General features: G+C 46.0%; 5 protein-coding genes. 3 read left to right on the forward strand and 2 right to left on the reverse strand.

Features of this window, described 5'->3' with window-relative positions; translation table 11 throughout:
- Positions 1 to 561 precede the first annotated feature (561 nt).
- Positions 562 to 3,969, forward strand: coding sequence for a PAS domain S-box protein (locus QUA43_RS28095; protein WP_333378708.1), 3,408 nt, complete (start codon positions 562 to 564; stop codon positions 3,967 to 3,969).
- A 275-nt stretch (positions 3,970 to 4,244) separates the two neighbouring features.
- A complete protein-coding gene (locus QUA43_RS28100) occupies positions 4,245 to 4,943 on the forward strand; it encodes a Uma2 family endonuclease (RefSeq protein WP_333378710.1) in 699 nt (232 codons plus the stop codon).
- 227 nt (positions 4,944 to 5,170) lie between these two features.
- Here the strand turns inward: QUA43_RS28100 and QUA43_RS28105 are convergent, their stop codons facing one another.
- A complete protein-coding gene (locus tag QUA43_RS28105; RefSeq protein WP_333378713.1) occupies positions 5,171 to 6,241 on the reverse strand; it encodes an ABC transporter permease in 1,071 nt (356 codons plus the stop codon).
- Between the two features lie 162 nt (positions 6,242 to 6,403).
- Positions 6,404 to 7,537 carry an AI-2E family transporter gene (locus tag QUA43_RS28110; protein WP_333378716.1) on the reverse strand — a complete coding sequence of 378 codons (1,134 nt, stop codon included), beginning with the start codon at positions 7,535 to 7,537 and terminating at the stop codon, positions 6,404 to 6,406.
- Between the two features lie 421 nt (positions 7,538 to 7,958).
- Here QUA43_RS28110 and QUA43_RS28115 point away from each other — a divergent pair, with 421 nt between their 5' ends.
- A complete protein-coding gene (locus QUA43_RS28115) occupies positions 7,959 to 9,746 on the forward strand; it encodes an efflux RND transporter periplasmic adaptor subunit (RefSeq protein ID WP_445302009.1) in 1,788 nt (595 codons plus the stop codon).
- The last annotated feature ends 197 nt before the right edge of the window (positions 9,747 to 9,943 follow it).

Genomic DNA, 9,943 nt, shown 5'->3' on the forward strand with positions numbered 1-9,943 from the left:
CCTGGCACTGTAGAAAAAATTAAAATCAAATTTTTATTAACCAGGCGTAAGGAAGAGAATGCCCACCCGGAGAAAGTGAGCTTATTTTAGATTAAAAAGTTTAGATTAAAAAATTGAATAATTGGCAATGACTGAGGACAACCAGGGTGGGGAGCACGGGCCTAAAGTTGCTTTTTTTACCGGGTGTGGCTTTTTTACCGGGAGTCTGCAGAGCGATCGCCACATTCAGGCAAGTAGTGGCATGATTAATATTACAAGTTTTTAGAGTAGCGGTGGAAACCTCAGCCCCGTTTTGAGCAGTCGGCCACTGCACTTCACTATGTGTCTACAACGTTGTAACTTATATCGAGGGTTATTTTAACTGAGATATTGCACCATTCTCGCTTAACAGGCAAGATGCCTGTTCCACAAGAAAATTGACTCTTTGTGGAACAGGCATCTTGCCTGTTCATAAAAAACTTATTGAGAATGGTGCAACATTTAAGTTTAACCGACAAACGATACACAAACCCAGTAGGTGTCAGAATATTGATGTTATTGAAAAGTCTGAGCAGTTGTGTGATGAAAAGCTCGCCCAAGATGTCACTAAGCCTAGTTTTGTTGATACCGCTGGTGGTGCAAATCTCCGTAGCAGTCGGCGTGACTGGATGGCTTTCGTTTCGCAACGGCCAGAAAGCCGTCAATGACCTTGCTACTAGGTTAAGCTTGGAAGTTGCAGTGAGGACGAAAGAAAATTTCCGCAGTTTTGGGGATGTGTCTCATTTATTTCTGCAAATGAATACTGCTGCGATCGCCTCTGGCAACTTAGACCCGCAAGACTTCCCCAACTTAGAGCGCTATTTGTGGAACCAGACCAAGCTGAGCGATCGAACTACAACCATCTACTACGGCGACGAACAGGGCAGATTCCTCTTGCTCAAGCGAGAAGCAGAAGACTTAGTATACATCAGAGACGAATCAACCGCTCCCAACCGCCAAATTTATCGCCTAGATAGCCAAGGAAATCGCACTGAGCTAATCAAAACCGTTCCCTATGATCCCCGTACTAGACCGTGGTACCAAGCTGCCAAACAGTCAGGAAAAGCCTCTTGGTCTCCCATCTACGTCTTCGCAGCACCGCCAGTGCTCGGCATTACGCCGGTGATGCCCATCTACAGCCAAACGGGTAGCCTGCAGGGGGTACTGGCAATTGACCTGACTCTTTCTCAAATCAGCGATTTTCTTAAAAGCATCAAAATTAGCCCGTCAGGACAAGTTTTTGCGATCGAACGCAGCGGGGAAATAGTCGCCAGTTCCACAGACGAATTGCCTTTTGTCACCGACAAAGACGGACAAAAACGTCTGTTGGCGACACAGAGCAAAAATTTGCTAATTCGATCGTCTTCCACATACTTGCAAAAACGATTTGGTAGTTTTGAACAAATTGACAGCAAAGGACTGTTTACCTTCGAGATAGAGGGCAAACGTCAATTCATTACCGTTGTTCGCCTGCAAGACGGCCGTGGCCTCGATTGGCTGATTGTAGTCGCAATCCCGGAAGCAGACTTTATGGAGCAAATTAACGCCAACACTCGCACAACTATCTTATTGTGCTTTTTTGCCTTCGTACTGGCGATCGTCCTCGGAATTTTCACCTCTCGCTGGGTTGTCAAACCGATCACCCGATTGTTGCAAGCTTCCAAAGCTTTAACAAAAATGTCGGAATCATCCGACTTCACCTCCACAGAATTAGACGGCGAAGTCGAAGTTCAAGGCGTCAAAGAAATCGGCCTTCTAGCTCAGTCTTTCAATCAAATGGCTCGACAATTGCGATCGTCTTTTGTTGCCCTAGAACAAACCAACTCTAGTTTAGAACAGCGAGTAGCAGAGCGGACTGCCGAACTCGAAGCCGCCGAAGCAGAATTGCGGGCTTTGTTTGCAGCCATGAACGAATTAATTATAGTTCTGGACGCCAGCGGTCGCTATTTAAAAATCGCGCCCACAAATCTTTCTCTGCTCTATAAACCAATCGAAGAATTAGTTGGCAAAACAGTCACAGAGGTGTTTCCGCAAGCTACAGCCAACAATTTTCTCAACCACATCCGAGCAGCTTTAGATACTCAGCAAACTGTCAGCATCGAGTACGATTTAACCATTGACGACCGCGAAGTTTGTTTTGCCGCCAGCTTTTCACCGCTTTCAGAACAATCCGTCATTGTGGTAGCCCGGGACATTACCGAACAGAAGCGAGCAGAATCGGTGCGACGCCAAAGGCAAAAACAATTGCTCAAACAAAATACGGTTTTGGTAGAATTGGCAAGAAATAAAGTGCTGTATCGAGGCAATTTGCAAGTAGCTTTGAGGCAAATCACCGAAGCGGCAACTCATACCCTAGATGCAGAACGAGCCGGAGCGTGGTTGTACGATGAAAGCCGATCAAAACTGCAATGTCTCGACCAATTTCACCGCAGCAACCCGCAGCATGAAGCAGGTGCCGAACTCGCAGCAGCAGACTATCCAGCTTATTTTAAAGCTTTGGAAGAACACCGGACGATCGCAGCCGATGACGCTCTCTCAGATGTTAGAACTAGAGAATTTGCCGAATCTTATTTTTCAAAAGTGGGTACTACATCAACCTTAGATGCGCCCGTGCGGCTGGGAGGACAAACAGTCGGAGTTATCTGTATCGAACAAGTGGGAACTTTTCGTAACTGGACAGTAGAAGAACAAAATTTTGCTGCTTCCCTGGCAGATTTGGTATCATTGGCGATCGAAGCCAGCGAGCGCGATCGTACACAAAGCGCTTTGCGTCAAGCAGAACAAAAATATCGTAGCATCTTTGAAAATGCCGTCGAAGGCATTTTTCAAAGAACCCCCGAAGGCCACTTCTTGAGCGTAAATCCAGCTTTAGCCCGCATCTATGGCTACGCCACTCCCGAAGAATTGACATCAAATCTCACAAACATCAGGCAGCAAGCTTACGTCAATCCTCAGCAGCGCGACAAGTTTATGCAAGTGATGGAAGAATTCGGAGAAGTTTCGGGGTTTGAGTCAGAAGTTTACCGTGTTGACGGCAGCGTAATTTGGATTTCCGAAAGCGCCCGTGCAGTGTGCGATGCCGACGGCAAGCTACTCTACTATGAAGGCAGCGTCGAGGATATTAGCGATCGCAAAGTCTTTGAATCCGCCTTGCAACTCGCCCTAGAAGCAGCCGAAGCCGCTTCCACCGCAAAAAGCGCATTTTTAGCAAACATGAGCCACGAACTGCGAACACCTCTGAATGCCATCATCGGCTACAGCGAAATTCTCCAAGAAGAAACCGCAGAATTGGGCTACAATGAACTCACCCCAGATTTAGACAAAATTCGCACTTCCGGCAGACACTTGCTATCGCTCATTAACGACATTCTCGACATTTCTAAAATCGAAGCCGGCCGCATGGATCTTTACTTAGAAACCTTCGACATCGCCGCCTTGATTGAAGAAGTCGCCTCCACCGCCGCACCGCTAATTGAGAAAAACGGCAACACTCTAAACTTGGATCAAATTACGAATATCGGCACTATGCACGGTGACATTACCAAAGTGCAGCAGATTTTATTAAATTTGCTGAGCAATGCCGCCAAATTCACTCAAAACGGTACAATTACCCTCACAGCCAGCCGAGAAAAAATTGCCGATGAAAGTAGCGAATATAGACAAGAAAATACTTCTGAACCTGCGGCCAATTCTCAATCTTCAATTGCTAGTAAAGAATTTTTAGTTTTTAATTGTACAGATACAGGAATTGGGATGAATCCAGACCAGTTGCAGCACATTTTCCAACCCTTTACCCAAGCAGATGCTTCCACCACCCGCAAGTACGGCGGCACAGGTTTGGGACTAGCAATTAGCCAGCGTTTTTGCCTAATGATGGGCGGCAATATTTCAGTAAAAAGTCAGGAGGGTGTGGGTTCTACTTTTACCATCCGCTTACCTCTAAATAATTAGCAGAAAGCACAAAAGTAAACACAGCTTGTTCAAGCTGTATCTGATAACATTCCTGGACGTACACAGTCAGTATATGGTGTTTTTCTATGGGCAATCCCCCGCTTAAAATATCCGAGACCTGGGTAGAGTGCATAACTCCTTTTATAGTAATCCTTGCAGGAGTCGTATTTTTTAAACCCACCCCAATCCTCTCCGAACCTGCAGGGAGAAAGTAAGAAATTCACACATGATTTAGGAGTGCTATATAATAGGAATTAGTTTTGAGGAAAGCCGCAATGTTACAGTACAACTTGCCGAGGAACTTGCCCTCCGCCGATGAACTACCAGACTCGGATGAAACGCCTGTGGATAATGAACTGCAAGAACTAATACCGGGGTTGTTAAAAGCAATCTTGCTGATACTTTGGTCAGAACGCATGGACTGGTTTTTTGGCATAGATATGGGTATTTATTATCACCCCGACGAACCACCCATTGTCCCCGATGCTTTCTTAAGTTTAGGAGTAGAACGGTTTTATGATGAAGAATTGCGCCCCAGTTACGTGCTGTGGGATGAAAATGTTTTGCCGACTTTTGTGCTGGAAGTAGTTTCCCCAACTTATCGCAAGGAATACAGCACAAAATTAGAGACTTATCAAGATTTAGGCGTACTTTATTACGTCATTTATTCTTCCCGCCGCCGCCGAAAACCTCATTTGGAAGTACACAAGTTAGTCAATGGGAAGTACGAGTTACAGTCAGGAAATCCTGTTTGGATACCAGAAATAGGTTTGGGAATTGGCTGTGAAAGAGGAAATTATTCTGGGGTGACAAGGGAGTGGTTGTATTGGTATGATGCCGATGGAAAACGCTATTTGACTCCTGAAGAACAGGTGAAAGAATCAGCCCAGCGCGCCCAACAATTAGATCGGCGCGCCCAACAATTAGCTCAACGATTGCGGGAATTGGGGGTAGATCCAGATAGTGTGAACTAATTGCAGTCAGTAATTCACTTTTTGCGATCAGTTTCAGTTGCCAAAATCAACTTTAGTTATTCTTTTGTTTGGCGGTGCGTGAGTCTCTGTTGTTAAGTGCGAAATCCGGGTTTTTTCTCTCATCTCCTGTCCGGTTAAACAGTTGTCATTCCCAAAGAAGTGAAGAATCTCGCCATTTCTGATCTCACGACAACCAAGCTTTACGGCAAATATTTTGAGAGGATTGTTTAATTCCTTTGAATGCTTCTCGGATCGAGAGCATCCCGCAACCCATCCCCCAATAAATTAAACGCCAAAACAGTCAAAATAATCAGTATCGCCGGAGGCCAAACCAACCAAGGCTGCAACACTAAAATTGAAGCATTAGTAGACAGGGATAGCAAATTTCCCCAAGAAGGATCTGGCTGTTGAATTCCCAACCCAATTAAACTCAAAACCGACTCCGCCACAATAAAACCAGGAACGGACAAAGTGGCAGAAATAATTACGTAAGTTGCCGTTTGTGGCAACACGTGGCGGACAATAATATAAATTGGATTAGCGCCCATTGCCCGCGCCGCTTGCACGAATTCTAGCTGTTTAATTGACAGTACCTGACCGCGAATTACCCGCGCCAAACCCGCCCAACTGATAAAGGAAGTAATCAGTACAATCAATATAAATCGCTGAGCACTTGTCAATCCCGGCGGCAACACTGCAGCTAGCGCTACTAATAAATAAAGACCGGGAATCGTCATTAATACTTCGGCAAAACGCATTAAAATACTGTCAATCCAACTGCCGAAATAACCAGATATTCCTCCAATTAACAATCCCAATGGAAAAGAAATTGCTATTCCTACTAAACCGATGCTGAGGCTAATGCGGCTGCCGTGTACTAAGCGACTGAATTGATCGCGCGCTTGTTCATCCGTACCTAAAAGGTTAATTTGACCTTCTCCTGTAGTGCCAAAAAGATGCCTGTCAAAAGGCAAAACTCCTAAAAATTTATAGGGGGAAGCTTTGACAAACAAACCGACAGCAGAGGGTTTTTGCCAGTCTACAATTACCTCACGAGCGCCGGTATTCGCATCCACTGGGCCCTGAGTAGTCGGATAAACGTGGGGCCCGATAAAGCGCCCGTCTGGGGTGCTTAAATAAATCTGAGTCGGCGGCAGCAATGAACCGTTTAATTCAGAGTCGTAGGGGTCGTAAGGTGCCACAAATTCGGCAAAAAGTGCGACTGTATAAAAAATTAACAGTAGCACGGCTCCTAACCGAGCTAGAGGGTTTTTTCTAAGATTTTGCCACCATTTCATATTTTTTTAGGTTTGAGTTTTTAAGTGGGTTAGTAATCAAGACTAAAGTTCTTAAAGTTCTTGGTAGAGACTTTAGTTTTTTCTTAAGGGACTCAGCAGCCAAAAGTTAATTCCTGACTTATAAAATTTTTCATAGCTGAATTACTTACTACAAAAATTAGACTACTTTTGTTCATCTGCAACCAAGATTATTCTAGTTTCATCTTCTGGTATTTTCCCCAATTCCTCGCCGCTAAAAGGATTGTAGAAAAACGAGCCTGTTTGGGGTGGCAATTTGGGATTGAGTACGATTTCTACTATACTTTTTACAACCCCAGTGAGCGGAATTGCCAGGATAACTCCCAACAATCCTCCCACTCTACCTCCTAAAAGCAAAGCTGTGAAAATAACTACTGGGCTTAATCCGGTGAGATTGCCCATGATTCGGGGAGCTACTAAATTATCCTTGATTTGCTGGAGACCGATCGCGACTACCAACACTTGCAGCGCCAGCCACCAATCAATAAACGCTACAATTATACTAACAGTGCCAATTCCCAAAGTTGCTCCAATAAACGGAATTATTTCCGTCAATCCTATAAACACGGCAAACAGCAGGAAAAACGGCACTCGCAGCCACCAAAAAGCCAGAGTTAGCGAGATGGCCATAAATAGTCCCAGCAATAACTGTCCCGATACAAATCGCTGGAGGTTTCGCTGCAAAGTCTCTGTTAAAACATAGCGAATGTCTGGGGAAAAAATGCTGGTCAAACCCTGCCACACTCTTTGCCCGTCTAGGAGCATATAAAAGGAAATTACCACAATAAAAATTAAGTCCAAAAACCAGTTAACAGTACCTACAACTAAGCCCAAACCCGTACCGGCGATCGCCTGGACTTGTCCCTGGACTCTAGCTGACAGTTGCTGCTCCAATATTTGCACGTCAAACGGTAAATTGCGCTCAGCACTCCAGGCTTGAAATTCACCTAGCTGCAGCCGCCCCGACTCCAGCAATTCCGGCAACCTCACCCCCAACTGGCTCGCTTGGTTGAACACCGGCGGCACAATAGTTAAACCGATTACTACTACTATCACACCTGCTGTTAAATAAACCAGCCCCGCAGCTACTCCCCGTGGCAAAAATACTTGCAGTCTTTTTACTGCATAATTTAATAAAAATGCAATGAGTCCGGCTGTTACTAAAATGCTGACCAGTTCCCCAACATAACTGACAGCAGTCAGGGTAAACCATCCCGTTACTAGCACTAGCAGCCAAGTAATTAGAAACTGTTGGAGGGGAGAAAAGAGACTATTCATTTTGATTTTTTTTAAATAAAGTGGCACAAGTTTTTCAGCAGATGTGCCGTATTATACAATAAACACATTAAAGTATAGGTGAGAAATAATCAGTTCAAGATTAGACTGACTTTTCTCAGCATTGTATAGATGGGTGACGGCCAAGCCAATTGGGGAGAGACAATGGCAGCCCGATCGCCCCCACGATCGGCAATCACACTAATATTCAGTATGCCCCAGAGGCAGATCAAATTAAATGTCGATCGTACAAACTTTGATCAAATTTCACCAAAATTGCCATTCTCAGGTGAAACGGCGCAACACTCACCCAAAAGGAGGAAGCGTTACTCCTGATGCCCTCCGCTACAATGAACTAAATATTATCGTAATCTTTCTTTACAATATACAAAAGCACAGGCTCATACTGGCGAGAGGAACTACCGTGACTAATCAAGTTTTTTCAGAAGCCGAAGAAAAGCAACCCCTTACCCCCGTGGAGAGCGGGCGCGAAAGGAACTCAGCAGTGGATGTAGCTGAAAGTGAAGTATCAGACAACTCTCGCTGGCAATTCTCCGCTGACGAAGATGAACGAGAAGTTGCGCTAGAAGTTCCAGAAATCGAGGAGGAACAAGTTTGGGAACCAGAAGCAACTGAAGTTGGGCCCCGCAAAGAAATCAGGTGGCCAGCCTTGTTGGCGGGCGCAGGGGTTGGCGTGGCTGCAACGTTGCTAGCAGTAAACTTGACTGGGGGCAAGCAGAGTTCACCTCCGGCAGTTCCAATTCCATCGGTAAACCAGCAGCCAATGGCTCCGACGGTGACAGTGGCGCCTGTAGAATCTGCCCAGGTGGGTGAAACTCTGGAAGCAACGGGCACCGTGGCAGCCTATGACTTACTGCCGGTGCTGCCACAGGCCAACGGTTTGCAAATCAAGCAGGTGTTAGTGAATGAAGGGGATGCGGTAGAAAAAGGTCAGACGATGGCGGTTTTGGACGATTCGGTACTACGATCGCAAATTGCCGAAGCGCTTGCAGGAGTACAATCGGCTAATTCTACGGTAGAACAAGCCGAAGCTCAGGTAGAGCAAGCTCAGTCAGCCCAACAAGAAGCCCAAGCAGGCGTTGCTCAAGCCCAAGCAGGCGTTGAAAAAGCCATCGCTGACGCAGCGCAAGCCCAAACAGGCGTCGGGCAGGCAAGGGCCGGTGTGGAACAAGCTAAAGCCGGTGTCACTCAAGCTAAAGCCGGGATTGCATCCGCTCAGGCTAAATTAGATCAAGCTCAAAGAGAAGTAAATCGCACCCAAGATTTGGCGACTCAGGGAGTGATTAGTCGGCAAGATTTGGAAAGGCGCAAGACGGAACGGCAGACTGCTGTTCAAGATTTGAACAAAGCTAAAGCTGACTTGAATACAGCTTTGCAAGAACAGAATAAAGCAGCGGAAGAAGTGCAATCTTCTCTTGCTAGAGTAGCTACTGCGGTCGCTAATATCAGTACGGCTAGAGCGGCCCTCAGCAGCGCTCGTGCTAAAGTGAATACGGCCGGAGCGAGTGTCAGCAGTGCCAGAGCAAATGTCGGAAATAACGCAGCAAGTGTCCGCAGCAATGATGCACAAGTCAAACAGTTACAAACTCAACTAGAACAAACTATTGTTCGAGCGCCAGATAGTGGCACTGTGGCTGAAAGAATTGGTCGAGTTGGCGATGTTTCTTCTGGAAATCAAAAACTATTTTCAATTATTCGCGGCAACAAGCTGGAACTGCAATTGAAAGTGCCGGAAACTCAGGTTTCGCAAGTGCAGCCGGGAACAGCAGTGCAGATTACTTCGGATTCTGACAAGCGGATTAAGTTGTCAGGAACTGTGCGAGATATTTCGCCGCTAGTTGACCCGCAAAATCGGCAAGCTACGGTGAAGATTGATTTGCCGGCAAGCGAGTTTTTGCGATCGGGAATGTTTTTGCGCGCATCCATTTCTACGACAACGGCTCAAGGTTTGAAAGTCCCTGCTAAAGCTATTTTACCCCAACCTGACGGCAGTTCTATTGTTTATAAACTTGTCGGGCAGGACAAGGTGCAGGCTCAACGGGTGGAAGTTGGGGAAATTTCTGGGGGTGCTGTGGGCGATTTGACTGCTGCTAAGGTGGTGGTTAAAAAGGGTTTGAAGGCGGGCGATCGGGTGGTTGTTACTGGGGCTGGTTTTCTTAAGGATGGCGCTGAGGTTAAGGTTGGTAAATAGTTATATCGCTTCCGGTTGCACTCGTTATCATTGTTGACTGTTGACTGTTGACGGTTGACTGTTGACGGTTGACTCGATTTTATGATTGTGATGCAACCGGAAACGATATCAGATGAGGAGATAATACCATTTCTCTAAAATCGTGCAACACTCTTCGACCCCCCCTAGCCCCCCCTTGCTAAGGGGGGGAACAAGAA

Source organism: Microcoleus sp. N9_B4 (genome assembly GCF_036701635.1).
GTDB lineage: Bacteria > Cyanobacteriota > Cyanobacteriia > Cyanobacteriales > Microcoleaceae > Microcoleus.